We start from the raw sequence: 26453 nt of genomic DNA, 5'->3' as shown, positions 1-26453 counted from the left end.
GCCAATACGATAAAACTTCAATGATGAACAATTCACTACAAATAAAATATTATACGCTTCTAATAAGCCTGCTGCTTTTTTTTGTTGCGGCCTTTCAGGCGCCAAAGTCAAAACCAGCCTTGCTTATTTTTTCTAAAACTGCTGGCTGGCACCACAGCTCGATTCCTTCAGCAATTGCTGCAATAAAAAAGATAGCAGAACAAAAAGGATATAGCGTAGATACCACAACGAACGCAGCTTATTTTAATGAGCAAAAGCTCTCTGCTTACAACGCTGTAATTTTTAACTCAACAACTGGCAATGTGCTTAACTCAGAACAGCAAACGGCATTCGAACGCTACATTCAGGCCGGCGGAGGCTATGTAGGCATCCACTCCGCGGCTGATACCGAATACGATTGGAGCTGGTATGGACAACTCATCGGCGCTTACTTTGACTCCCATCCGCATAATCCAAATGTGCGTGAAGCTTCAATCCAGGTCAGCGATAAAAGCCATCCGGCAAGCAGCAATTTGCCGGAAAGCTGGACAAGAAGCGATGAATGGTATAATTACAGGTCTTTCTATCCCGGCATCAAGGTCTTGGCGAGCCTGGATGAGGATAGTTACGATGGAGGAACAAATGGCACCGGACACCCCATCATCTGGTATCATGAATATGATGGCGGACGCGCTTTTTACACTGGCCTGGGGCATACCGAAGAAAGTTATTCAGAACCTTTATTTTTAGCTCAGCTTGCCGGCGGCATTGAGTATGCGCTTGGCAATGGAGTTAAGTTAGACTATGCTAAAGCCTATGCCAAACCAATCCCGGAGCAAAACCGCTTTACCAAGACTATCCTTTCCACCAACCTAAATTCCCCGATGGAGCTAGCTGTGAGCGAAGATGGCCGGATATTCTACACTGAACTTTTCGGTAACCTGTATGTCTATAATACCAAAACCCAAAAAAACACTCTGGTTGAAAAGTTAGCGACCACCAATATCGGGGGCACCGGGCTCATTGGCATAACGCTCGATCCTGAGTTTGACAAAAACCACTTTATCTATCTTTATTACGCGCCAGAGGGCCAAAGCCAGGAACCACTTTATTTTAACTTATCCAGGTTTAGCTTATCAAAAATGAGTGTCTTGGACTTATCTAGTGAAAAAATACTACTGCGTGTTCCGGTTGAAAAAAACAGCGGCTCCCACCATGGCGGCTCGCTCGCCTTCGATAAGGAGGGAAATTTATACCTTTCAACGGGTGATAGCAGCAGCCCTTTTTCTTCTGAAGGTTACGCTCCGCTGGATGAGCGCCCGGGTGAAGTTAATTTTAGCGGCGATGCTCAACGCAGCGCCGGTAATACCAATGATTTCAAGGGAAAAATTCTTCGCATACATCCCCAGGCTGATGGAAGCTACAGCATTCCACAAGGTAATTTATTCAAGCCAGGGACACCAAAAACAAAGCCTGAAATTTACGTCATGGGAACCAGGAACCCCTACCGAATTGCGCTGAATCCAAAATCCTCGACCCTTTATTGGGGGGACATTGGCCCGGATGCGGGGCAGGAAAGTGAGCGGGGTCCAATGGGCTTTGATGAGGTGAACCAGGCTAAGTCCGCGGGCAACTACGGATGGCCCTATTTTGCTGGCGATAATCAGGCCTATGCGCATTGGGACTTTGCAAAAAAGACCGCCGGAGGCAAATTTGATCCTGAAAGACCAGTGAACCATTCGCCAAACAATACCGGGTTAAGCCAGCTGCCGCCGGCCAGGGGTGCGATGATCTGGTATCCATACCTTGCTTCCAAGGAATTTCCTGAACTTGGGCTTGGAGGCAGATGCATCATAGGCGGAACTTTCTATAGCTATAAGCAAACTGGCGCTGTAAACCGCTTTCCGGAGTATTATGATGGCAAATTTTTTATTGCCGACTGGATGCGGAACTGGGTTTTCGCCTTGAGTTTTGATGAAAAAGAAAACTATGTGCGAAATGAGCCTTTCATGGCGGCCAATGGAAATTTCAAAAGGCCCATTGATATGGCTTTTTCCAGCGATGGTATACTCTACATGCTCGAATATGGCTCTGTATATGGAGCGGCCAATGCGGATGCTTCCCTAGTGAAAATTGAATATAACACCGGAAACCGCTCGCCTGTTGCCAAAGCAGAAATTATAAATGAAAAAGAACACCAGCGGTTGGACAAAACAGTATTTTTAACTTCCGAGCGAAAAAATTTCCCTTCTCATCGGAGCATTGCGGGTAAGGCGCCACTACTGGTAAACTTTCGTGGGCAAAAAAGCTATGATTTAGATGACGATGAGCAGCTCAGCTACCAGTGGCAATTTGAGGGCAAGGTTGTAGCGTCCAATAAAATTAATCCATCATATTCATTTAAAAACCCGGGAACTTATAAGGCGATTTTAACGGTGCGTGATAAAAGCGGCGCCAGCGCAAAAGACACTTTAATCATAAAAGTCGGTAATACCCCGCCAGTGGTCTCTTTTTCTAGCGCTGAGAATAAATCATTTTTCTGGACTGATAAACCCTTTACTTATGCCATCCAGGCCAGTGATAAGGAAGATCTAAAAATTGCACCAAATCGGTTGAAGGCTTTTTATACTTACCTTTCGGCTGGTCAAAAAAATCAATCACTGCAGGCCAGTTATTCAGGTAAAGCGCTAATGGCCGCCAGCGATTGTAAATCCTGCCATCTGGCGAATGCTAAGGCCATAGGACCAAGTTATTTTGATATCGCCGCCCGCTACAGCTCTCAAAACGGCTCGATAGAAAAACTTGCGGAAAAAATCATCAAAGGGGGTGGTGGAAGCTGGGGGCAAACAAGCGTGATGAGCGCCCATCCGCAACTTTCCACCAGCGATGCAAAAGAAATCGTAACCTATATCTTCTCTATGCCGCAGGAGAAAACCGCCCAGCGCATCGCGCTTGCCAAAACCGGCACACTGAAGTTAAATTCAATTAAAGATGAGCCTGAAGGTGGCTACCTGTTTCAAGTCAGCTATACCGATGGCGGAGCAAAGCCCATTGGGCCGCTTTCCAGTACCGAAGAATTTTTCTTAAGAAGCCCGGTTATCAACCCCGCGCTGGCGGACGCTCATGTGGGTTTTGAGCGCTTCCGCAATAGTTTATCTGAAGGAGATAATAAGGCTTATATTTTATTAAAACAAACGGACCTAAATGGAATTAAAAATTTCACATTTAACTATGCCTCCAGCATGGATGGAGAAATCGAGGTTAGGCGGGATTCGCGTGCAGGACCCTTAATCTCAAAAATTAGCTACAATTCAACCGGCTCCTTTGATAAATATGCTGATATCGTAAGTCCAGTCAACGCTCTCATCAAAGGCAGGCATGACTTGTATTTTATCATGCGGCGCAGACAAAGTCCGTATAAAGGCATTATAAAGCTTGGCAGGATAACTTTTGGAAGATAATCCTCTTTGTTGTATCATTTATGTGAAGAAAATTTGAGTACAGGATTTTGTTAAAATACTATTAACGCTTAGTACATCCACTCTTGTAGATTTGAATCTAACACTAACGCTAACCAAATCCAATTTCCGGGGAATTCCCGAATGAAACCTATGAAAAAAAATATCTCTTTTTGTTTTGCCTTTGTTATTTTGATGAGTTTTTCTGTGCAGGCGCAAAATCGTATTATAAAAACAACCCAGATTAATCCGGTTGTGAAAACTTATGAAAAAGCAGAATGGACTATCGAATTGCAGGCAGATTTCGATAATCCATATTTTCAGGAAGATTTAGCCCTTGACATGCAGCTTACTTCTCCTACTGGTAAAAAAATTAACCTGCCATGTTACTATGAATCTGGGCCATCCGGAAAGCGCTCGCTGTGGAAGGCGCGCTTCAGTGCACAGGAAAATGGAAGCTATAAGTACAGGTTCGCCCTGCGCAAAAACGGCAAAGAGGTTTCTTTAAGCAAACCCTCTTCATTTAAAGTGTCAGCATCTAAGCTTAAAGGCATTTTGCATAAGGGCAATGACTGGACCTTCAGGTTCGATAATGGAGCTGCTTTCAGGGGCATCGGAGAAAATATCTGCTGGGAATCAAGAGATGACGATGATTCAAAATATTTTAAAGCCCTTCATGAAAATACTAAATATAACTATGAGTACATGCTACCTTCGCTGGCTAAACATGGTGGGAATTATTTTCGAACCTGGATTTGTTCATGGAATTTGCCCCTGGACTGGAAAAGTGGAATAAATAACAGGCGATACAGCAATTCCCTGGCATACTTTAATCCAAGCGCGATAGAAAAAATGGACCGAATGGTTAATTTATCTGATTCACTGGGCCTGTACATTATGCTCACTTTAGGTCCAGGATCTCATGATGCTAAAAACGGACGTTATGGGGTTTCTTCAGCGGGTTTTTTTATAGATAAGAAGGCTAAAGAGGAATACCGCAACCGCCTGAGGTTCATTATTGCGCGCTGGGGTTACAGCAGCGCGATAGGAGCATGGGAGTTTTTTAACGAAATAGACAATGTTCAGTTCAGGGATAAAAACAATCCAATCCCAGCTGAACATATCGTGAAATGGCACCAGGAAATGGCGGACTACGTCAAAAAAATAGACCCCTATAAACACCTGGTGACCACCAGCATTTCTCACCGGGATTTAAAAGGTCTAAATTCTATTGATGCCATAGATTTTAACCAAAAACACATCTACAAAAATAACCGTGCCCTGCCTACCACCATTGTAAGCTATACCAAAATCTATGGTAAACCATATGTGATTGGCGAATATGGCTATGAATATGACTGGTCTAAAAACTTCGATGATTTCGCTGAGGGCATGGATTCAGATTTTAAACGTGGATTGTGGTATGGCCTTTTCTCGCCGACCCCCGTCTTGCCGCTTTCCTGGTGGTGGGAGTATTTTGATAACCGTGGCACCGATAAATATATTGCTAGTGTCCGCCGCATCCAGGACGAAATGATGCAGTCTGGCAAAGGCAGTTTTGATAGCCTGAGGGTGAAGCGCACCAATACCGCTATTGAAGTGTTTAGCGTAAAATGCGGCGCTGATATTTTTATTTACCTGTATAACCCGAAAGCTGAAATCCAGAAAACTGATATTAGCTTGCCTGTTACCTTGTCAAATTATAAGCTTACTAAATATAACTGCGAAACCCAGCGTTTTGATGCAGATCTGAAAATTTCTGCTATTGGTGATAACCTGGACATCAATAACTTAGAGCTTGCCCCTAATACAGATTTTGTTTGCATTTTAAAGAAACCTTAAAGATGAAAAATAGCCGATACGCTTTAATTTTAATAATGCTTTTTAGCTTTAGCCATTCCGCTTTCGCGCAAAATCTTGCTCGGCAGAAAGGGAAGAAGGACGTAAAAACGACTAAAGGCCCCACCCGGTTTAAATCACTGAATTACCTTTACTCGGTATCGGGAAAATATACCATTTCTGGTATACATAACCGGGAACCAAATGCAGAACCAAAAAAATGGACGCAGGAGGTATTCAACACGACCGGCAAATATCCCGGGCTTTGGAGCGCGGATTTTCTATTTCAGTCTGAAAATATTCAAAATAGACAAACGATGATAAATGAAGCTGCGGAGCAGTGGAGGAAAGGAAGTCTTATAAATATCATGTGGCACGCATGTAATCCTGCGCTGGAGCAGCCATGCGGCTGGGATAAGCAAGGGGTGCTGAGTAAATTAACTGATCAGCAGTGGAAGGAGCTTTTGACCGATGGAACTTTGATAAATACCAGGTGGAAGTCAATGATGGATGAGATCGCTTTATATCTAAGCCAACTCAAAGAAAAAAATGTGGAAGTGTTGTTCAGACCTTTGCATGAAATGAATCAGGGCGTTTTCTGGTGGGGCGGCAGGCCTGGTGCGGAGGGTACCAGAAAACTCTACCAGCTGACTCACGACTACTTAAGCAAAACCAAAAAGCTAGATAACCTGATTTGGGTATGGGACATACAGGATTTTAAAACCCTGGAAAAAGATGCGGTAGATTATAATCCTGGTGAAGATTACTGGGACGTTGCTGCGCTGGATATTTATGATGACAAAACAGGATTCAGCCAGCAAAAGTATGATATCATGGTAAAAGCTGGTGGCAAAAAGCCCATCGCCATTGGTGAATGTCAGGTGTTTCCTACTGCCCAGGTGATGGCAAAACAGCCAAAATGGACCTTTTTTATGGGGTGGTCAGAATTAGTATTCTCGCACAATACCCCTGCTCAATTAAACGCTTTAATGAAAGCTGAAAACATCATCTCTTTGGATGAGATGCATGGCTGGTAAAATATACATATGATGAAAAAAATTCTCTTTCTTCTTTTAAGCCTGGTTCCCTGCACAATCTTGGCGCAAAAACCTGCTAATACTTACAGCGTTCAGGGATGGTGGGGTCCGGCCTCTCCACCATATTCTCCGGTAGTGGAAAATGATAAAAGCATTGTTTTCAGGTTTAAAGCCAAATCTGCCAAATCGGTTAAACTGCTTTTTGGTGAATGGGACATTAAGCCCGTAGAGATGCAAAAAGACACTGCAGGAAATTGGGAAATTAAGATTGCCCCGCAAAAGCCGGGAATTTATTCCTATGTGTTTTCTGTAGATGGAATTCAGACCCTTGATCCTAAAAACCCGGTTGTAAAATCCGGTACTGAGCTTTACGGGAGTATCGTGGAAGTGCCTGGTGATAAGGCAAGGTTTGATGAGATTCAAAACGTCCCGCACGGAATTTTGCAATCCATTAAATATCAGTCTTCGGCTTTGGGTAAACCTAGAGGGATGTGCATTTTTCTGCCTGCAGAATACCAGACTAGTCCAAAGCAAATTTTTCCTGTTTTATACCTGCGTCACGGTGGGGGAGACAATGAAACCAGCTGGAGCCAGAGCGCGGGGAAAGCGGATGTAATTTTAGAAAACCTTATCGCTGAAAATAAAGCAAAACCGATGCTTATTGTGATGACCAATGGACTCACAGACGGCAGCTGGGCAGGAGGGAGCAGCAAAGAAGGGGTTGAGCAGTTGGAACAGGAACTTTTAAAGGATGTTATTCCATATGTAGAAAAAAATTACCGTGTCCGGGCGGATAAAAAATCCAGAGCCATCGCAGGGCTTTCCATGGGCGGCGGGCAGGCTTACTTAATTGGGCTAAAAAACCCAGATAAATTCAGCTACATTGGCGAATTTAGTGCCGGGTTGTTGAGTGATGCAAAATTTGATATCAATGAACGGGTCCCTCGAGCTTTTGCTAATCCAGCTAAACTGAACAAAGAAATTAGCCTGCTTTACCTCGCCTGCGGCAAAGAGGATCCTAGATACCAGGGACACCTGGCGTTAGATTATGAACTAAAAACGAAGGGAATCGTCCATGAATTTCACGATAGCTCAGGCGGACATGAGTGGAGATTCTGGCGCGAGCAGCTCCATAGTTTCATGCAGAAAATCTTTTAACTTTAAATAAATACGCGCTTGCCAACATAGTTTTCACGGAACTCTTTTGGCGTGCAGCCTTTTTTACTTTTAAAGGTCCGGTTAAAGTTGGCCATATTATTAAAGCCGCAAATAAAGGCAATTTCAGCAACAGACTGGGTCGTGTCAATAAGCATTCTGCTGACATGTCCCAGCCTGATTTCGTTCAGCGAATCAATAAAGTTATAACCGGTGCGTTTTTTAATAAACCTGCTGAAGGATGCTTCTGGCATGTTGGCTATCTTGGCTACTTCAGACAAGGTGATAAGCCTGTTGAAGTTATTATTCATATACTCAAATACCTTTTCAATCCTTCTGCTATTATAGTTATAATCTTCCTTAGTAAAACTGGAATCCGAAAGCAGTTTGGTATCCCGGGATATCGAGAGATCATGCAATATCGATAGTAGCTCTAATATCGAGTCAAAGCCACTTTTCTTACTCAAAGCCAAAAGACGCGGGGAAATGCGTTCAATGGTTTCCTTGGAAAAAAGAACACCACGCTTACTTTGCTCAAACATATTACGAATGAAAGAGAGCTGATTGCGCTTTAAAAACTTCTCATCCAATAAGTCCTTATGAAACTGAATGGTGACCTCTCTGATGTCCTCACTTACACAATTATGAGTAAACCAACCGTGCGATAAATTAGAGCCTACCAGCACCAGTTCCTGCTGCTCTATTTCAGCTATATGATCACCCACAATCCGTTTAGCTCCGGCCGCATTGAGTACTAAGTTAAGCTCCATATCCTCATGGTTATGCAGCGGGAAATCAAATTCTTGTTTGGTTCTTGAAAAAATGGTAAAACAGTCGTTTGGCGTCAAAGGGGTGATTTCCCTAATTACATTTTTAGACATCTTATATTTGGTTATATAGGGCAATATAGTTAAAAAAACACTATATGTTTAGGTCTCACGACTATGTGATTACTTTGGTGAAAATTTTGAAAAAAGCTAAAATAAGGGTTATAAGGGCGTATAGCTAAACCTTTTTAGGAAAGCTATACCAATTGACTTAATTATTAAGGTAAAATAATATCAAAAAATGCTCGAATAGTATAGGTGCGGTAGCCATAATGCATTAGTATCAGCTTATGTTAAAAAAATATTAGTTTTATCAGTTCAGTCCAGTTAGTTTTAGCCAAATTAAATTTACAGATTATGCCAGCTACATCCCTTCCAAGCGTTTCAGAAATTGAGTTCGAATTACAAGCCATACTCCATTACTGGAAACAGCGCAGCATAGATAATGAGTATGGTGGTTTTGTTGGGCAGATTGATGAATCAGAGCAGGTTATCTCTAGCGCTGATAAAGGTTCAGTTTTAAATGCAAGGATTCTCTGGAGTTTTTCTGCCGCCTATTTAAGGACCGGCTCAAAGGAGGATTTAGCGGTAGCTGAGCGGAGCTACCTATACATAAAAAACCATTTCATTGATTACAGTTTTGGCGGGGTATACTGGACAGTTGATCTTAAGGGCGACGCGAAAGATAAAAAAAAACAAATCTATGCCATTGCATTTACCATTTACGGCCTTGCGGCGTATTTTAAGGCCAGCTGCGATGAAAACGCTTTAACTCTCGCTAAATCCTTATATGCTGATATCGAAAAATATAGTTATGATAAAAATGAGCTGGGCTATTTTGAAGCGTTTGCCCGGGACTGGACGCAGTTAGATGATTTACGCCTGAGTGATAAGGATGCGAATGAAAAAAAAACAATGAACACCCATTTGCATATTCTAGAGGCTTATAATTTGCTATATACCTTATGGCCTGACGAAGGTCTTAAACATCAGATCATTAAGCTTTTGGAAGTTTTTCGCAGGCATATCTTAAAACCTGACGGCCATTTAGGGCTATTTTTCAATGAATACTGGGAGCCTAAATCCAGCGCTATTTCTTACGGGCACGATATTGAAGCTTCCTGGTTATTGCTCGAAGCAGCTGAAGCGATAAAAGAGGTTGAACTCATTACTGAATTTAAGAAGTTAGCCCTTGAAATTAGTACAGCAGCGATAGAGGGCATTGATAAAGATGCGATGGTATATGAATTCAATCCAGAAAACGATCACCTGATTGCAGAAAAACACTGGTGGGTACAGGCCGAAGCCCTGGTCGGGTTATATAACGCTTTCCAGATTTCTAAAGATGAAAGATTTCTTCAGCACTTCAATAAAATCTGGAACTATACCACTACCCAAATCATTGATAAAACCAACGGCGAATGGTTTTGGGGCAGAAAAGAAGATGGCAGTTTGATGGCTGGAGAAGACAAAGCCGGATTATGGAAATGCCCATACCATAATAGCAGGGCCTGTTTAGAGCTGCTCAATAGATTTCAAACGATAGCTTAAATTTGGCGGGAACGGGTGAGAGAAAAATAATAATTGCATCAGGCTACTAGTTAAATTCACAATTGCTGGAGAAAAGTTTAGTTAGGCCCTTGAGGCTGAGTGTGAAGCTAAAAGGTAATTAACCATGTAAATCAGTCTAAGCAGCCTTAAGTGAGAACCATTTATCAAGGCTTATCCTGGAAATCCCGGAACCGGAAAGCCTGCAAAAGGAATAACCGTTTTGATGATTAGTATAGGGGATTGAGATTTGTTAGTCAAATTGGAGGCCATCAATTCAAAACATTATAAATTGTTAAAATCCTATTAAAAAAAGGATAACCTGGGGCTTAAATTTGTGTAAACCAAGTATACCTTTATGACCAGATACCCCCATTCTATTTATGCGTTCAAGCTCGCGCTCGTTTTAATTATGCTGTTCAATACTTTTCCTTTTCGGCTTTTGGCACAACTCAAGGCGGAAGGCTGGGAGACCAGCAATGATAAAACGATGCTTCTATCAAAAATGAACAGTCTTGAGGCAGGAAATGGGCGAGCAGAAATCATTAACATCAACGCAGCAAAAAAATATCAATCTGTTGATGGGTTTGGTTTTGCGCTGACAGGTGGCAGTGCGCAGCACCTCATTCGCATGTCCGCTCCGCAAAGAAAGAAGCTTTTAAGTGAACTTTTTGGGAATGGACCAGACCAAGTGGGGATAAGTTATCTTCGGGTGAGCATCGGGGCATCTGATCTGAATGAATATGTCTTTTCTTACGATGACTTAAAAGCAGGGGAAACTGATGCGGAGTTAAAGCGTTTTTCCTTATCCCAGGATGAAAAAGATGTGGTGCCAATTTTAAAGGAAATTTTAGCGATATCCCCAAAAATAAAAATTATGGGTTCTCCATGGTCCGCCCCGGTGTGGATGAAGTCAAACCAGAATGTTCAGGGTGGAAGATTAATGGATAAATATTATAGCACTTATGCCAATTACTTTGTGAAATACATCCAGGCGATGAAAAGCCATGGAATTGCTATTGACGCGGTGACCATTCAGAATGAACCATTCAATGATGGCAATACCCCCAGTATGCAGTTTTTGGCCAAAGAAGCGCTTCGTTTTATCCGCGATCATCTAGGGCCCGCCTTTAAACGAGCAGGTATAAAGACTAAAATTGTTCTTTATGACCACAATTGTGATGCCCCTGAATATCCCATTTCAATATTGGCAGACCGAGAAGCAGCAAGCTACATTGATGGTTCAGGGTTTCATTTATATGCCGGTCAGACTTCTGCGATGGGCAAAGTACATGATGCCTTCCCCAATAAAAACATATATTTCACTGAAATGATGGCTGTAAGCAAGGATGGAGGTTTCAATACCGCTTATCCTGTGGGAAGGATACTCATCGGTGCTTTACGGAACTGGAGTAAAAATGTGATTCTCTGGAACCTTGCTGCGGATCCTAAATATAACCCGCATACAGACAATGGCGGCTGCTCAATATGTCAGGGAGCGGTAACCATAGATGGAGATAAAGTCGAGCGGAATCTGGCCTATTACGTCATTGCGCACGCATCCAAATTTATTCCTTTTGGATCATCGAGAATTGAAAGCACTCTAACCACAAAGGTTAGCAATGTAGCCTTTTTAACCCCGGAGGGAAAACGGGTGCTTATCGTCTCTAACAATTCAGATGAACCACAAACGATCAAAGTCGTTGAGGGAGGTCAGTCTTTTTCTTACACTATAAATAAAAGCTCTTCAACGACCCATATCTGGTGATTATGATTAAAATGAAAAAATATACGACGCTGCTGCTTATCTTATTTTCAGTGAGCCACGGTTTCTCTCAGAGCAAAATTGCAAAAGTTGATGAAACTTTGGTCACCCTTAAAGAAGGGAAAATTAAAGGCGCTATTTTGTCCAGCAATGTGGTAGCTTTCAAAGGTATTGCTTACGCTGAAGCCCCCATAGGTGAGCTCAGATGGCGTTCACCAGTTCCAAAAAAGAAGTGGGACGGAATAAAAAACGCGGTGGCTTTTGGTTTCAGGTCTCCTCAACGCAATGCTTATGATGACATGATTTTTAGAAGCGCCGAAGAAAGTGAAGATTGCCTGTATCTTAATCTCTGGAAACCTCAGGTAAAAGATGGTAACTCCTTGCCCGTAGTGGTGTATTTTCATGGAGGCGGGTTTTCCAGCGGGGATGGATCAGAGCCGAGGTATGATGGAGAAAGCATGGCCAGTAGAGGCGTCATTTTTATTACTATAAATTATAGGTTAAGTGTCTTTGGATTCTTAGCGCATGCCAGCCTGTCCAAAGAAAGTAAATGGGGAAGTTCTGGTAACTATGGATTGCAGGATCAGAATGAAGCGCTACGCTGGGTGAAGCGCAATATTTCAGCTTTTGGAGGAAATCCAGATCAGATCACCATTGCTGGAGAATCTGCGGGTTCTATGTCGGTTTCTGCCCAGATGTGTTCTCCGCTTTCAAAAGGACTTTTTCATGGGGCAATAGGGCAAAGCGGGTCAGTGTTAGGGTTCGAGCCGCCTGTGAGCTTAGCAAATGCGGAGAAGATAGGGGAGGAATTCGCCAAAGCTTGCGGAGCAAGTAGCATTGATGAGTTGCGAAAAATTTCCACTAAAGAGCTTTTAAAGCGCTCAAAAGATTACTGGTTTCCCCTAACAATAGACGGTTACTTTTTCATAGAACAACCACTTATTACCTACAGCTACGGTCGTCAGATGGATGTACCACTCCTGGCTGGATGGAACTCGGCAGAGCGAAGCATGAATACTATTCTTTCTAATCAGAAACCTACAGTTGAAAATTATAAGGTTGGAGTGGAAAAGCTCTTTACTTCCAAAAGCAGAGAAATATTGGCACTTTATCCGGCAACTGCAGATGAACAGGTCGCACAGTTGGCGACTGACCTTGCTAGCGATCGCTTTATTTCCTATTCTACATGGAAATGGATTGATGTGCATAGCAAAACGAACGGATATCCTGTTTATCGGTATCTCTTCTCTAGAAAACGTCCAGCTTTTATCGGACAGGGATCCCACAATGCAGACGTCATGGGCGCGGTTCATGCTTCGGATATTGAGTACGCCCTTGGAAATCTCAACCTAAATAAGAGTTATAAATGGGAGAGTGAAGATTTTGAAACTTCAAAAGCCTTTCAGTCCTACCTGGTAAACTTTATAAAAAGTGGTAATCCAAATGGAGATGGTCTTCCAAGGTGGTTCGGCCTTCAAAGCAGTATTCCAAAAGTTATGATTATTGATAATGATAGCAAATCTATACCTGAAAAGAACGGTAAAAGGTATATGCAACTTGATGGAATACTGAACCCTTAGTTTAACTGTTTCGTCATGCCTTTAATTTGTTTGTCATGGAGTGCTAATCCAATCTTGGACAAACCAATTAATTTGAACCCGTTGAATCACACGCTATTCGCTGTATTTCGTTTCGTGGTAAATTTAGTAATTATTGCTGTGATATTTTTAGTATTTATTGTTGTGTTTATTTTAGTATTCGTTATTGTTTTGCGTTTCGTGTTTTTCGTTATGTTCGTTTTTATGTTTGTTGCAGTGCTTGTTTTACGATCTGTATTCGTATTATCCTTTGTCAAATTGGATAAGCCAGAGCACATTGACCCCGTCTTACCGGAAATAAATTTGCTGTAAAGTTTTGCTTTTCTGTATTTTGGATAATTGGCAGAAAGGGGTCAAATTATTTGAATTATGCAATCAAGCAGCTTTCATCTAAATAAACTTGCGGATTACAAAGGTATTTCACAGATAATACACGAACAGTTTTTAAAAAAATAAAGCCCTTGATTTATCATCAAGGGCAGTCTTTAAAGCAACCGAAACTAATACTAAAACTAATTTAGCTTAGCACAGCGGGAACACTTAGGTTTACCACCAGTTCCTTGACGGAGGTTCTCTTTTTCAATGTTGTTACCCTCTGTACACCTGTTGTCATCGTGGTAAACATTTTGTTTGATAGAGTGAAATGCAGCTACTTTTGCCATAATAATTTTGTTTAATAAATGAAATGTAAAAAAACCCATTTGTCACTACAATTCATTACGGATATCCGTAAATGGATTTTTTTTAAAATTTTTAACTACAATAGTTTTATGACAGCAATTATTCTTTAATTGGAGAGGCACATTCCTAAGACCATATTCGTCCAATTCAAAACGCTAATCGACAAAAATCTATCTATAGATAATTAATTGTGCATTAATGAACGAATTGAACACATAGAGAGGCTTAATAGCTTTAGGTTTGAAGTATTCACCAATCCACAAAATATTCAATAAGTATATTAGAATTTAAAGAGGTTTGAAAAAATTAACATGATTAAAATAGTTAGCATGTCCTTAGCTTGTTTTTAGTTATTGCTCCATCATTTATAAAGAAAATATATTTTTTCTCTATCCAATATCAAAAGAAAGAGGCCCGCTGCAAGTACTTACCCTTTTTATAATGCAGCACCAATCTATTCCTACCCACACCGATAACAGTTATTGGAAAGTTTAGAATAAATTTTTAATCTAAAAGTGCTTCGAATAACAAACTGTCTACAAGCATTGCGCGAGAAGAGCAAATGGCACGTCCAAAGGAAGGGACACGCCGAAGCTTATTTATTCGAGAGCAAATTCTTTATAATCGTATCCATATAGGTAGGCAAGTCTGTGCCCTTGATCTGATAATCTGTGATACCCATCTCTCTAAGCCAGTCCCCCCAATACTTGTTAAGTACATCCTCCTCAAAGGGCTTGCCTTTCTGCGGGTTTATGCCAATCACCAAAACTTTCAGGCCTTGAAGGCCGGACGTTGCAGGTAAGAACCCGAACTTTCCTTTATTCATTCTATCTGAGTAATCAGGCACATTCAGCTTGGCTTCTTGTATCAATTGTGGACTCAAAAAAGAAGTTTGATTTCCAACCTTCAACTTGTTTTCCCTATGATAAAGGTAACCGTCGGTCAATATGACAAGTATATTATTATGAGCAGGCAAAATGCATTGGTCTTTTACTTTGTTCTTAAAAAAGCTCCAGATGTCAGCCCCGATGTACTTATTTTCCTTCAGTGCTACCTGATATATCTTTTGAGAGGATGAAATATATTCAGGTGTGATGCTTGCGATTTTATCAGTCGTAACGGTGGATTTGTCGAAGAGAAATTTCATCTTTCTTGCTAATTCGTTTATTTCTTTCGATTTAGGCTCAGGTTCGAAAAAAAGTTGCATGCTTTCATGCATGCTGCTAATTTTCGTTCGGTTTACATGCTCCTGAAAAGCCTTCGCTAGACTTTTTATATAACCTAAGTCTCTTTGATAAATTTCCATCGTCTGGTTTGGGTATTTTTTTGGATCTATCCTATCTGAAAGGTCCAGGAAAATACTCAGGTTAAGGTTTTTGTTTAGGTTTTTATGGCTTACCGGGTTTTCTTGTTTTGCCTGTTTTGTTTCTGGATTACAGCAGGTATGACCAATCAAAATCATCAAAATGGCGGTCGCCAGATTTAGGCCTTTATAGTTTTTCATATCAGGAAACTTTAGAATAAATTAAATGTTGGTGCTGGGGCTTGAACAGCTCATGTTCTTTAAGGTGCTCGTCGGCTATCGCAGCACACTCTCCAAGCATTTCATTCTTCTTCGATTCTGGAAGAGCCAATTCACCATTAATGGCTTGAAACCATCCCTCTATATATTGGTTATGATAATGCAGGTACTGTTTGACATTGAGTATAAAACCGTCAACCTTATTTTGGAGCTCTTCAATTTTGCCTTTGATGGTGCTCATTAGTTGTTTTGTATCTTCGATGTCAAGCAAGATTTGGCTTCGAACCTCACTTAAGCGTTGGAGTTCCTGCTGCTTGTTGCGTATGAAAGCTTTTATCTTGTCAATATTCTCGTATTCCTTCATCACAAAGTCAAAGACCAATCCCCATATAATGTATACCACAAAACCTGCAAAAATAATCATCCAGAACTCTGCCTCTACAATGGCTACCTGTAAATTATACGCTGGGCTCGAGGGTGTTTTGTTAAAATCATATATTTTTTTTTCAATCTGGTAGGCTAGTAGTCCATCAAACAAAAATGTAATGAGGAACAATCCGATGAGCCTGAAAACATTTTTTATACCTTTTCCTTTTTGCATCATATGTATGATGTAACCAAGTCCGAGAAAAACCGTAGGAATTGTGACTACCAGCGTACCTTCCAGCCAGCTGTCCCTAAAGGCAATATTGAGTGATTGAGCGTCAAAAATTGCTGTACTTAAACTGTCGTCTGCGAATACTTTAAAAAGGGCGGAGTAAGTAGCAGAGATATAGAACACAAACAGATAGATAGAAATGGGGATAAGCAGTAAAAGACCAATGTAGAACAGAGCATGAGGTTGCTTGGTATCGGTCACCCCGTGTTTTTCCGGGTTGCTTCGGACCGTTTCGATATCTTGTTTAAGCATTTCAATTTTTTTGTCCTGTTGGGTCAACTTGTCCTGGTGGATGGAAAGTGCAGTCTCAGCATTTCTAAGTTCACCCTCCTGGCGAGTCTTGTCCTCCACATATGGCTGTTTGAGTTTGTGTTGCTCCTCTTTGAGCCTGCGGCATTGTTCCTCAAAACTGCTGTAGACATTCTGTAAACAGGCTTTTAGGGTCAATGCTTTTCCTGCAGCCTTTAATGATGCACCATAGCCACTTTGATAATAGCTCATGCGCACTTGTACCTCCTGGTTATCATTTTCGCTCTCCAGTTCGCGAGATGGCAATTGTTTTTTTAAAGAAAATAACTTATTGATGGCTTCCATAGCTAATCGTTTATTTTAGTTAATACTTGGGTCAGGGACATTTCTTGTTTGGCGCATTCCAGCAGGAAAGCACATATCGCATCTACATTTGCGTCTTCAAACTGGAAGCGGCGACAGAACTTCTGTAAAGTACTGTATTCATCGTCCGTTATTTCCTTATCCGCCCAAGTCATTACAGCAAGGTCGTATAAGTATTCGATGCGGTCTCCTTTGGAAGTTGGGATTGACATCCTGGCCAGTGGGTCGGTTAAAATCCGTTCTAATTGGTCTGTTTCAATACCTCTATGTTCTGCGAACAAATAGAGCTGCTTCATTTCAGGTGAGTCAAAATTTTCATCAGCACAGGCCATTTGGTAGAGCCGGAGAAAGCGACTCTGAAGGTTTGCGGTAATTTGGTTTTCCATTTTCGTTTGTAGGGTTTATTTTTCAGTTGCGGCTTGGTGGCAGCTATTATTTTATAACCCAAAACTAAATGTCAAAAAGTAGGAAATTGTACGGAAAACCGTAATTGATGTGGGACGCTAGAAGATAAAATGGCAAGAAAAGGGTGGGACTTAAATAATGCCCATATCCTTGCAAAAAGCTATCAATTGTTCATTTTTTTTGAAATTCAATACAGTTTTTATATGGTTGAGACGTTTTTCCATGGAACTTTTTCCAGTCGGGGAAATACCTAACTCAACAAGTATAGCCGGTATGTCCTGTAGTTTCTCGCCTTTGGCCAGCAGAGACAATACGGTGATATCATAATTATTAAACTCATGACTATGTGTTGGACTAATCTTTTCCCTTATGCCTGCCGGCATATAAGTCTGTCCTTTTGCAACTGCCATAACCGCTTTTTCAAGCTCAACTGCATCCATTCGTCCTTTCTGGACATACCCATTAACTTTTAACTCTTTAAAATAGGACTGGATTTTTGCGGGATGCCCTTCGGCAGAAAAAACAATTACTTTTAGTTCCGGCTGAAGCGCTCTGGCAGCTAGGATTAAATCTACCCCACTTTTGAGCGCTTGAGTTCTATGATCTTCGACAAATGAGATGTCGGAAACAAGCAATTCATAAGGATGACCTGATAAAAGCTCGTTGCGGAGGCGAGTAAGGGCATCATCACAATAATATACATAATGGCATACAGGTATGCTAAGTTCTTCAATTGTTTTGGCAACAGCTTTACTGCTGGTCTGGTGGTCTTCTGCCACAAGTACTTTTTCGAGCATAAATTTTTAAGTTAACGGTATTTGAATCTGGGCCTCTAGGCCGCTGCTACTATGGTTGCCAAATGTAAACACTCCCTTTAATGCCGTAATACGGCTTTCCGTATTCAGCAATCCTTTGCCTGCATTATTATCTTTTGACAAGCCTTTTCCGTTGTCGCGATACCGTATTTCGAGTTGATTTTGCAGTATTTCAAATCGTAACACAACCTGGGCGGCTTTACTGTGTTTATCCATGTTGACTAATAATTCCTGAATTATCAACAGCACCTCTTCCTTGATTTGTGCATTCAGACAACTATTGAGTTTTTCTTCCAACCCCACTGTGAGTATTTTGGTCTCAGGATTAGAAAAGGAGCGGATTAGCTCATTTAGCCGTTCGATGAAATCCATTGGACTAGCAGATACGGAGTGGGATATCCGCCTAGACTGGTTATATAGGATTTCAATCTGGCTGATCAGCCCCTGTTTATCAATGGTGGGGCTATATTCTACTTCAGACATCATGCGATATAGGCCATTAGCGACCACATCATGGATTTCCTTGGATGTTTTAAGTTTATTTTCTTTGATTTGTTCCTGGGCCTGATGGGCTATTCTTTTTTTACGCTGCCGGTATACGGCAACAGAAGTCAGCAGCGTTAGTATTATAGCGAAAACCGCAATGCTAAGCCAAATGTTCCTTCTGGCAATCTGAAGTTTTTTTTGCTCGTTTTCTTTTTCCAGCCTGAGTTTTTCGGATTTGTGCTTTTCAGTTTGATATCTAATTAGCGCAAACTGATTTTTTGAGGCATTTCTTATCCCAGTAAGACTGTCATCTAACTGACGATAACGCTTAAAGTAAAAAAGTCTCTTTAAAGGTTCAAGTTCAGCGAGTTTAGCCAAGGCTTCCAGTTCATTGTCAGGATTATTTAGTGCCAGGGCCAGACGGTACATCAATTTGCTATAAAACAATGCTGAATCTGGTTTGACACGCAAATAGTAATCCGATAAATGTGAGTAACTCGAATTCTGGCCCCAAAGGTCTTGCGTCTGTCGGCGAATTTTCAGCGCCTCCAAATACATGGGCACAGGAATGAAATGCGAATTTGATAGAAACTGCGTTTTGGCCTGATTAGTCAAAGTCCGGGCTTTATTTGCATCCGATGGTCGGGCTGACAAAACTTGGTTGTAAAGTCTAATGGCCATAGGATACTTTACTGATTCGCGGTAGGCATTGGCTAGATTGTTTTTAGTGATGTGCATGTAGCTACTATCGGTGATGAGCGGGATGGCCTGAGTATAAAAGTCAATGGCATCGGCATATTTTTTCAAATCATAGGAGGCAATGCCCAGGTTGTTGAAATTGGAAACCAGATAAGGATGATCTCTTTTTTGGTTAATCTGTAGATATTTTAAAGCCTCGAAGCTATATTCTTGGCCATCAAAACTATCACCCGATTCGGTCGCGATAATTCCCATAGATCCCAGAGCAATAGCTAAATTAAAACTGTCTTTATCTTTCGCTGAAAGTTCCCGAGCCTGGTTAAAAACTAAAAACGCTTCATCAGTTTTTCCATTATCCCATAGAGTATTGCCTTTAGCAATCAATGCATTTTTGACGGGTGCGTTAGCTACATCATCTTTGCGTTTATTTTCCTTAAAACAGGAGGAAAAAAAAATGCAGATTAATACTAGTAACTGATGGGTGAGTGGGCGTTTCAAAATATTTGTTTTTGTCTAAAGTAGCAAAAACAATTTCTATTAAAAAGTTTCAGACCCTATTACATAAAGCGAAAGCCCAGGCAGGTACTCTCACCTACCCGGGCTTGCTTTATTTATGGTTTTGGAGGTCTTATCTGGCCATTGTCGCCATTATGTCCTCCGCCATCGCCATCTTCGCCGCCATCTCCTGGATCACCAGGATTACCTGGGTCTTCATCTGGGTTACTGCTATTAACTTGTACTGTAGAATTTCCGTTTCCGCAAGTTTGTTGCGCAGGGGATGCCAAGCCCAATAGTATGGCAATAAAAATTGGTAAAAACATTTTAGTAATTTTTAATTGTTGCTCAATGACAGGGCGTACCGATCTATTCGATAGCTTGCTGTGTTTTTAAGCGGCGCCGCTTGTTGGGAAGGTTTTTGAGCTGCGGGGGGTAGAAAAGGAATTGCTTCCCGTCAAAACTTTTTCAACCCTTTGCAGCTCTGATGATATCACCAGCTGGTTTGTAAATGATATCGCTGGTGATTTCGAATACAAAGTTGTGGGTTGACAAGTGGCTGATGATAAGGTGGTTCCGGTTTTTCTGATCTTTCCGTTACGATTCCGGAAATCCGTAATTTATTCCGTATTTTCCGGAATAAATTCGCTCAAATTCCGAATAGATGTTTTCAACTTATAAGCAAGCGGTACTAAATAATTACGACCAGCGGAAGACTGCTGGCACACTACCATTAAGGCTGCAATCCCCAACTCCTGCCAGCGTAAAGGAACATTTGATGCAATACCTCGAGCAGCACTTTGATGCAAGAAAGGACAGAATAATACTAGAGGCTTTTTTTGGCAACCAGAATGATGCGGAAGGTTTTGCCAAAAGGTTGAGCAGAATGGAGATTAATAAGTTTAAGTCTGTTATCAAATTCTTAAAGGGTAAAACCACAAATCCAGAAGATAAACAGGTACACCTTGCTGCCCTGCTGACTAATTTTGAGCGGCCATATGAATTTGGGAAGGATTATAGTGAGCACTTAAGTGCACAGCTGACCACCGAGGAGAAGGAGGGAACAAATGAAACCTCGAATGTGGGGCAAGTCAGTCCGAAAAGCGAAACTGATGTTGATATAGAGGATAGAGAAGCGGAGGGTAAAAAAGGCTCGTTGGAGGGTCAATATTTTAATGAAAATATAGGTGCAGATGACAGTGAAGATGCCATTGATGATGGACCGGAAATTGAAAAATCTACGGAAAGAACCGCATCTAACGAATCTGATCCCGAGACAACAGCTTCAACCACGCAGGAACCGATCAAAGGAGAAGAGGAGGAAAGGAATTCATGGTGGAAAGATGAGTGGGTAAAAAAAAGTGTAGCTTGCTTATTATTGGTGATACCAATTTCAGCGGGATTTCTTTTAAAAAATCAGATTGGCGGGAATTTAAATGGCGAACAGTGCATGTATTGGAAAGAAGACCGTTATGTGGCAGTGAGCTGTGATGCAAAACTGAAAGAAGATGTTGAAAAAGTAGCCTTAGATACCATCTTATTAAATCATTTTAGGATGATTACCAAAGCAGACACGATTACCGAGCGTTCGATTGGAAAAATTTGGTATTTAAAGCATGAGAAAAAGTTTGAATATTTCACGATTAGAGGAAATCATCCTATCCTTCGCCGTAAGTTAAGTAGGTTAAGTGATTTGATTTACAGAAATGAAATTGAATCCAGGCGTTTAGAAAATGCCAAGGAGTTTTGACGAACTGAGCTCGTGCTGAAAAAAGCCCAATGATTTTTTTATAATAGCTCAAATCTGTAGAGAAAGATATTTAAGAAAAAAGTCAGTGATTATAAGCTCGAAAAGTTTAAGAGAGTGGTAAAAAGGCCTACGCAACTACACTTTAAGGTTGTTAGAAAACTATTATAGCAACGTGAACTTCCCCTGAATTATCGTTTTGAGGTGGATTAGTGAAAAGCGCAATAGCTGCAAAGAATGGATTTAGTTAGCAAAGGTATGAGGATATACTTAAAAGAGGATTTTTAGTGTCGTGTGTGAGAGTTACACTAATTCTCATAAGTAGACAGCTATTCCGAGACTAATAGCTAAGGGGCAAATCAATACCGCTGCAGTGCCAATTGAGACTGTATGTTAAATAAATTCACTCATTACCAGTCCATATCAAATGTAAAACTCAGTGTAGGTTGATTCGTATGACTTTAATTAATTTTTCAGCTTAAAGAGTTTTACGTAGGACATCCTAATCCTGCGAATTTCATTTGGATTATTAATTGACATCACATCGTAGATAGCACAATATTTTGAAGCTTTTTCAAGCACACGTTGTTTTTGAAGTTGAATGGTTTTTTGCTTCAGGATATTATCAAAAAGAAACCCCAGCAATAGATATTTTAAAAGATATAAAATCTTTATTTTCCTATTTGATTTAGAAGGTGATTTCACTTACGGAAACCCGTAATCATCTTTTTTTGATTTCCCATACCTTGGCTGATATTAATTAAAATAAGAAAGTATGATAAAGTCTCTTACAAAATCGCTTAGGTTTACTTCGCTAGTACTATTGGCCATCGTGATCAACGGTTCTTGCAAGAAAGCAGAACAAGGTATCATCAAAGAAGCAGAACAAACCCCTGTCCTTTATTCATATGAAGTTACTTGTGATTATTGCAATATTTCCTATACCGATGCATCTAATCAGATGAAAACGATAAACAATAATGTTGGTAAATGGAGTTACAAAATCCAGAAACAAGTTTCCTTTGATTTGAAGTTAAGCGTAGCATCCACCACTTCAACTTATCAGACCATTCAGGCTTACATCCTAAAGGATGAAGATCCGGTTTACGGAAATCTCGGCTATAACCGTGCGGAGATTTCATACAATATGATATCTGGAAATGGTACCTCAAGTTTTGGTAGCTATGTTTCAACAACCCCCAGCGGCGGGAATGGATCTGGTGGAGGAACAACTGCACCTATTTCCTCTGTTTGTGGGGCAAAAAACAAAACCGGAGGATACTGCAAGCGATTAGTTGTAGGGGGCGGTCGATGCTGGCAACACAAATAAAATGCTTCTGGGATATTTAAAACGTTTTCTTCTTAAAAAAAATTAAAATAATAATTATGAAAATATTTATTTCAATAGGATTAATGTGCTGTTATTTCTTTGCCAATGGCCAAAAAGTATCCTCCCTTAATTTAATCAATGAAAGCAAATTAGGAAGGTGTACCGGCTCAGCCTATTGTTCGGCGTGTAAAAACTGCTCCCGCTGCGCCCACTGTGGGAGCGGCGGTACTTGTGGGGTTTGTTCCTCAAATGTGCAATCTCCAAATACTGTCCAGTCTAGAGCGAGTAAAACCTCATCTATTTATAAACCTCGCGTAACTAGTCTAGTTGATAAGAAATCCTATCAAGTAGGAAAAAGTAACGTTGCTAGCGATTTAGTACAACCTTTATCTGTAGTTAGGGTTAAAGAAATCAATCTCTACTCAGGACCAGGGTTATCCTATCCAGTAATCGAAAAGTTAAAGCTTAATCAAAAAGTGAAAAGGCTCGCCAAAATAGGAAAATGGGTGAAAGTAAAAGTTTCGTCCTCCGGGACATTGGGTTACTGCAAGCTTGAAGGGATAAAGTGATTACAGAACCGGGTTAGCAATTTAGAGTAATAGTAAGATGTATTTTATATGCTTCAGCTTTATTTTTTTCTAGAAGCCCAACAGATTGACAACGAGTATTAGCGGCCTGATAACCAAACCGAATATCTCCACCAGTTGCTAGATATTATATAGCTTGTTAAGTTATAAAAAATTGGCTTCAGTCGAGAAATTGTAGCAAACTTGGTCCAGTTACTATTGTTTGCCGATTGGATATAATGCATTGTTGGCAATTTTATATATTTGGCGATTCTAAATGAATATCTTTATTTTTCACCAAATCATTCTAGTTGTGAATGAATATGCTGCCTTCACATCCAAAACGGCCAGTTCATTTACTTTCTGCGTGCTTTAATTATACGATAGCGAGTTATAAGTTTTATTGGTTTCTTTCACTTTTAGATGCAGTAGAAGCTGGAGAAAACCGTATTGCCAAGCGGAGGCTTTTGCTGGAATGGTTGCTAATGGATGGTATACTTATCATTATTTTAATTTGAATTTCGGTCGGCAGGATAAGCTAGGTGTAGCGATTGATTTTATTAAAGATCGAGAAGGAATAGATGTGGATGAGAAGAGAGGAATCATCATTCAGCATTTGCTTACAGAGATAACTAAAGAAACCCACCAGATACTAATGCATTTTGATCAAGAGGTGCCGCACCGTTTTTTAAGTCCATGGTTTCCTGGAATGGGAGATAATTGGAAACAGGTTTACTTAGCTTCTCAGAATTTTGAGCGAGATGTACCATACGCTTTGTTTCGTGATGAGATAGAAATTAATCCAGATTGGTTCGAGTATCCGTTCGAAAACATTGGCATTCTACGCGGGTTTTGTTATTGGAAATTATCGCTTTACCTACAAAAATTAAAACCTAATGTCTCAGATATTGCTGGAAAATTGATACATCCACCATTTCGAAATGCTTTAACTAGGCAACGTAAGTTATTCTGGGATGTGGTATTCAGCGAGGTTGGGCAAATTGACTGTATCTACACAGGGCGACCTTTGGCACTTGAAGATTATGCGGTGGAGCATTTTTTGCCATATGCTTTTGTATGCCATGATCAGATATAGAATCTGCTACCGGCGGATAAGCGGTTTAATATTACTAAATCAGATCGATTGCCGCCTTTCGACAAGTATTTTAATAAGTTCTTTAATATACAACACTTAGCACTAACTACTATTAGCAGAGTTCAGCCTCAAAATAATTTTTTGCTCGAATATCTTTGTTTGATGCCTGAGTATCGAATTGGGCAGGTTTATGATGTGGAATTGCTTAGGCAACGCTTTTGAGATACAGCCCTTCCAATGATCACCATTGCAGCCAATAACGGTTTTGAGTTTATGGTGTAATCTAGCTTAACTCCAATCTTCAAAGAAAGAAAATGTTGAAGATTGCCACCGACGAAACCAGAACAAGTTTTATAAATACCTTTATAACTATCAAATACTTACAAAAAAAACAATTCCGACTCACTACTATACGAAGTAGCAAACAATTTTAATAAAGCAATCAAGAACTTATAGCGGATATTTTTTGTTATCCTGATTCTAGTTTTGTAAGAAACGGTTTTCCATATTTTATTCAAATAAAGATTAAATTAATCTCAATAAATATAGGGTTTCTTTAAATTCAATTGAAAGCCTAATCTTCATTCAACAATAAACAATCATTCTTAGTGAAGTCCATAAGTCCGACTATAAAAAATTGGGAGGAGTAGCTATAAAGGTTAAACAAAGTGAAAAATAAAAGCTTAATTAATTGCTTGCTTTATTTTTTCTATCTCAATTTTAGTTAAAATGCCTTGATTTAGAATGTGAAGGTGATTTTTGATGTAATCGGTAGAGATGTTCAATATTTCGCTTGGCACATTATACATCACCTCAACATCTTTCAATTTGATACAGTCATTATCAGCGAAAGACTGGAAAAATCTCTTTTTGCTATTGCCATTTACAATAAGCATATCAAGAACAATCGTCCCTTGAAAATTAGTTTTGGTAATGATCTGACGGTTGAGATCACTAATCAACTCAGAAAGCATAACTGTACTGTTGGCAATAACATGTAGAAAGCTATTGTCAAAGTTTACGATATCGTAAGTTTTAATCTTTCTCATTTATTTTTTGCTGATGACACTATAGGTATTCTCAATTAGGGAAAATGTCTCATTGATTACTGAGTCCGCAAATTCAATGTCATCAATTGTCCTGGTGCCAATTATCGTGCCATCAATATGAAACAATATATGCCTATTAGTTGAATAGTAAGCATAACACTGTTCAATTGCATCCACCACATGCTGGTTTTTTATAACAGCAACATGCTCCGGTTTGACTTTTCTACTTTCGATATATGGCGCGAGCGTCGGGCCTGTTATTTCAATCCCATTCACCAAAAACAGCTTTTTGATATAGCCCTCCAGACCTTTTAATGCTGGGAATACTATTGCAGAATATTCTAACATTTTTAAATCGGCATTTTTTAAAACTATCGCTGCACTTATGATAGCCTTTAATGGATCGCCCAAAAAATCGAAGGCATTGGGTATGATTTTTTTTAATGCCAACAGCACATCATCCGCCTTCATTCCAATATCTAAAGACTGCAACTTTGCACTGACTGTGTCCTGATAAGGCAACAGATTGGTCAATCCCTCAAATACAATTTCTTTTAAAATGTTGCTGCTCCCTTGAACTGAAAATGAACCAGAGTTAAACCTGTTTATGAATACACTCCCCCCGTCACTCCAGTTTACCCTGAACTGTTTTCCTACTGAAATAGCTTTAGCTTGATCAATAGTTATCCGCTCATCCCCATCAAGATACTCCAATAATGCCTCAAATTCATCATCTTCCATCTTACTGATAAATAAGGCCTTTGCATTAATCTCAGAAACCGTACACTGCTCAATGATTCGATGGGCAATTTTCAAGGAAAGATCAGTATTTTTCCCAACTTGTGCATAGATGGTAGCTGTGCCGTTCTTATTAGGGTAAACACTCAAAAGGGCTTCCTTCTCCTCAGGAACATTGATCGTATATTTAATCATCTTCGGGGTTTCAGTTACCGTGCATTTTGTATTTTCCGAAAATGAGTTGATACTGTCAACAATCCGATCTTTGTATAGTGATAATTCCTTGAAAACCATAAGAGCATAAAAAATGGAAACAAAGATAGATAAAATTCCATAACTCTAATTTTT

Annotated in this window: 20 protein-coding genes; 11 read left to right on the top strand and 9 right to left on the bottom strand. The window is 40.2% G+C overall.

Annotated features, from left to right (window positions below; genetic code table 11):
- Positions 1-20 precede the first annotated feature (20 nt).
- The 4 genes from LUA90_RS04270 (at position 21) to LUA90_RS04255 (ending at position 7471) form a co-directional block, all read left to right on the top strand.
- A complete protein-coding gene (locus LUA90_RS04270; protein WP_231490379.1) occupies positions 21-3440 on the top strand; it encodes a ThuA domain-containing protein in 3420 nt (1139 codons plus the stop codon).
- Between the two features lie 150 nt (positions 3441-3590).
- A complete protein-coding gene (locus tag LUA90_RS04265) occupies positions 3591-5279 on the top strand; it encodes a DUF5060 domain-containing protein (RefSeq protein ID WP_231490377.1) in 1689 nt (562 codons plus the stop codon).
- A 2-nt stretch (positions 5280-5281) separates the two neighbouring features.
- On the top strand, positions 5282-6313 hold the full coding sequence (locus LUA90_RS04260; RefSeq protein ID WP_231490376.1) for a glycoside hydrolase family 26 protein: 1032 nt from the start codon (positions 5282-5284) through the stop codon (positions 6311-6313).
- 9 nt (positions 6314-6322) lie between these two features.
- Complete coding sequence (locus LUA90_RS04255; RefSeq protein ID WP_231490374.1) at positions 6323-7471, top strand: esterase; 1149 nt, start codon at positions 6323-6325, stop codon at positions 7469-7471.
- 2 nt (positions 7472-7473) lie between these two features.
- On the opposite strand, the gene LUA90_RS04250 is transcribed toward LUA90_RS04255, so the two are convergent.
- Positions 7474-8349 (bottom strand): AraC family transcriptional regulator, encoded by an 876-nt coding sequence (locus LUA90_RS04250; RefSeq protein ID WP_231461665.1) that lies wholly within the window; start codon positions 8347-8349, stop codon positions 7474-7476.
- A gap of 303 nt (positions 8350-8652) precedes the next feature.
- On the opposite strand from LUA90_RS04250, the gene LUA90_RS04245 reads away from it, so the two are divergent.
- The 3 genes from LUA90_RS04245 (at position 8653) to LUA90_RS04235 (ending at position 13188) form a co-directional block, all read left to right on the top strand.
- Positions 8653-9846 carry an AGE family epimerase/isomerase gene (locus tag LUA90_RS04245; RefSeq protein WP_231490372.1) on the top strand — a complete coding sequence of 398 codons (1194 nt, stop codon included), beginning with the start codon at positions 8653-8655 and terminating at the stop codon, positions 9844-9846.
- A gap of 355 nt (positions 9847-10201) precedes the next feature.
- A complete protein-coding gene (locus LUA90_RS04240) occupies positions 10202-11611 on the top strand; it encodes a glycoside hydrolase family 30 beta sandwich domain-containing protein (protein WP_231490370.1) in 1410 nt (469 codons plus the stop codon).
- 11 nt (positions 11612-11622) lie between these two features.
- Positions 11623-13188, top strand: a complete 1566-nt coding sequence (locus LUA90_RS04235; protein ID WP_231490368.1) for a carboxylesterase/lipase family protein — start codon at positions 11623-11625, stop codon at positions 13186-13188.
- Between the two features lie 1294 nt (positions 13189-14482).
- Here LUA90_RS04235 and LUA90_RS04230 read toward each other — a convergent pair.
- The 6 genes from LUA90_RS04230 to LUA90_RS04205 form a co-directional block, all read right to left on the bottom strand.
- Positions 14483-15391, bottom strand: a complete 909-nt coding sequence (locus LUA90_RS04230; protein ID WP_231490367.1) for a hypothetical protein — start codon at positions 15389-15391, stop codon at positions 14483-14485.
- Between the two features lies 1 nt (position 15392).
- Positions 15393-16661, bottom strand: coding sequence for a hypothetical protein (locus LUA90_RS04225; protein WP_231490365.1), 1269 nt, complete (start codon positions 16659-16661; stop codon positions 15393-15395).
- 2 nt (positions 16662-16663) lie between these two features.
- Positions 16664-17065, bottom strand: a complete 402-nt coding sequence (locus LUA90_RS04220) for a hypothetical protein (RefSeq protein WP_231490363.1) — start codon at positions 17063-17065, stop codon at positions 16664-16666.
- A gap of 150 nt (positions 17066-17215) precedes the next feature.
- Positions 17216-17881, bottom strand: a complete 666-nt coding sequence (locus LUA90_RS04215) for a response regulator (RefSeq protein WP_231490362.1) — start codon at positions 17879-17881, stop codon at positions 17216-17218.
- A gap of 6 nt (positions 17882-17887) precedes the next feature.
- The gene (locus LUA90_RS04210) at positions 17888-19582 is read right to left on the bottom strand and encodes a tetratricopeptide repeat-containing sensor histidine kinase (protein ID WP_231490360.1); all 1695 of its coding nucleotides are present in this window, start codon (positions 19580-19582) and stop codon (positions 17888-17890) included.
- 113 nt (positions 19583-19695) lie between these two features.
- Positions 19696-19905: a hypothetical protein gene (locus tag LUA90_RS04205; protein ID WP_231490358.1), complete on the bottom strand. Its 210-nt coding sequence runs from the start codon at positions 19903-19905 to the stop codon at positions 19696-19698.
- 338 nt (positions 19906-20243) lie between these two features.
- Between LUA90_RS04205 and LUA90_RS04200 the strand changes: the two genes are divergently transcribed.
- The 4 genes from LUA90_RS04200 to LUA90_RS04185 all read left to right on the top strand — a co-directional run bounded on the left by LUA90_RS04200 (position 20244) and on the right by LUA90_RS04185 (position 24318).
- Positions 20244-21329, top strand: a complete 1086-nt coding sequence (locus LUA90_RS04200; protein ID WP_231490357.1) for a hypothetical protein — start codon at positions 20244-20246, stop codon at positions 21327-21329.
- Positions 21330-22101: 772 nt separating this feature from the next.
- Complete coding sequence (locus LUA90_RS04195; protein WP_231490354.1) at positions 22102-22656, top strand: hypothetical protein; 555 nt, start codon at positions 22102-22104, stop codon at positions 22654-22656.
- 56 nt (positions 22657-22712) lie between these two features.
- Complete coding sequence (locus LUA90_RS04190; RefSeq protein WP_231490353.1) at positions 22713-23225, top strand: SH3 domain-containing protein; 513 nt, start codon at positions 22713-22715, stop codon at positions 23223-23225.
- A 511-nt stretch (positions 23226-23736) separates the two neighbouring features.
- A complete protein-coding gene (locus LUA90_RS04185) occupies positions 23737-24318 on the top strand; it encodes a hypothetical protein (RefSeq protein WP_231490351.1) in 582 nt (193 codons plus the stop codon).
- 683 nt (positions 24319-25001) lie between these two features.
- Here LUA90_RS04185 and LUA90_RS04180 read toward each other — a convergent pair.
- The gene (locus tag LUA90_RS04180) at positions 25002-25367 is read right to left on the bottom strand and encodes a type II toxin-antitoxin system RnlB family antitoxin (protein WP_231490349.1); all 366 of its coding nucleotides are present in this window, start codon (positions 25365-25367) and stop codon (positions 25002-25004) included.
- The gene (locus tag LUA90_RS04175) at positions 25368-26399 is read right to left on the bottom strand and encodes an RNase LS family HEPN domain-containing protein (RefSeq protein ID WP_231490347.1); all 1032 of its coding nucleotides are present in this window, start codon (positions 26397-26399) and stop codon (positions 25368-25370) included.
- Positions 26400-26453: the final 54 nt, after the last annotated feature.

Source organism: Pedobacter sp. Leaf170 (genome assembly GCF_920984665.1).
GTDB lineage: Bacteria > Bacteroidota > Bacteroidia > Sphingobacteriales > Sphingobacteriaceae > Pedobacter.
This window is presented reverse-complemented; position numbering and strand designations above follow the sequence as displayed.